1 protein-coding gene is annotated in these 661 nt (G+C 39.6%); it reads left to right on the top strand.

All coding sequences use genetic code 11. The annotated features are described in order from the left end of the window. The first annotated feature begins 20 nt into the window (after positions 1-20). Positions 21-611 (top strand): TetR/AcrR family transcriptional regulator, encoded by a 591-nt coding sequence (locus tag AYJ08_RS06095; protein ID WP_064016985.1) that lies wholly within the window; start codon positions 21-23, stop codon positions 609-611. The last annotated feature ends 50 nt before the right edge of the window (positions 612-661 follow it).

Below are 661 nucleotides of genomic sequence, written 5' to 3'. Positions count from 1 at the left end.
ACGTGATGAGGAGGTAGAAAATGACAAATTCTGAAACAAATCAGGGCACCAAAGAAAAAATTCTTAAAACAACATTGGAATTGATTAAAAAAGAAGGCTTTGAGAGTGTGACCATCAGGAAAATTGCAACGAAATCGGAAACCAATATCGCGCTTATTAATTACTATTTTGGATCAAAAGAAAGACTGATAAGCGAGACTATTAAAGTTCTGCTAACCAGCTTTCAGGATACCTTTACTATTTTAGATGACCTCAGCTTATCACCAAGGGACCGTTTACAATCCTTCCTCATCCATTACGTTCAAGTCATCTTGCAATACCCACAGCTTGTATCAAGGATTATTGCGATGGGGACTGCACCGTTTGCTTCCCAGCAGGAATATGGAGAATTTCTACAAACAATGGGCTTTCAAAAGGTTCAGGCGACATTACAAGAGATCACCCAGAAAAGCGACCCAAATCAATTAATGATGATGACGACGCAGCTATTTGGTGCAATCTTTTTGCCTGCGTTAATGAAGCCAATACTGGAATCAGGAGCAGGGGTAACCTTTGCGCCAATCGAAGAGCAAGTGAAATTCCTATTTGATCACTATTTTTCTTGCAAATAAGGGAATAGGGGAGAAGGAGATATGAACTTCTTACGGAAATATTGGCAGGA

The organism is Brevibacillus sp. SKDU10, assembly GCF_001645205.1.
GTDB lineage: Bacteria > Bacillota > Bacilli > Brevibacillales > Brevibacillaceae > Brevibacillus_B > Brevibacillus_B halotolerans.
The sequence above is the reverse complement of the archived record's forward strand: the minus strand, read 5'-3'. Positions and strand labels throughout refer to the sequence as shown.

Coding starts and splice junctions, on each gene's coding strand:
- AYJ08_RS06095 (WP_064016985.1), top strand. CDS start 21: ATGACAAATTCTGAAACAAATCAGGGCACCAAAGAAAAAATTCTTAAA.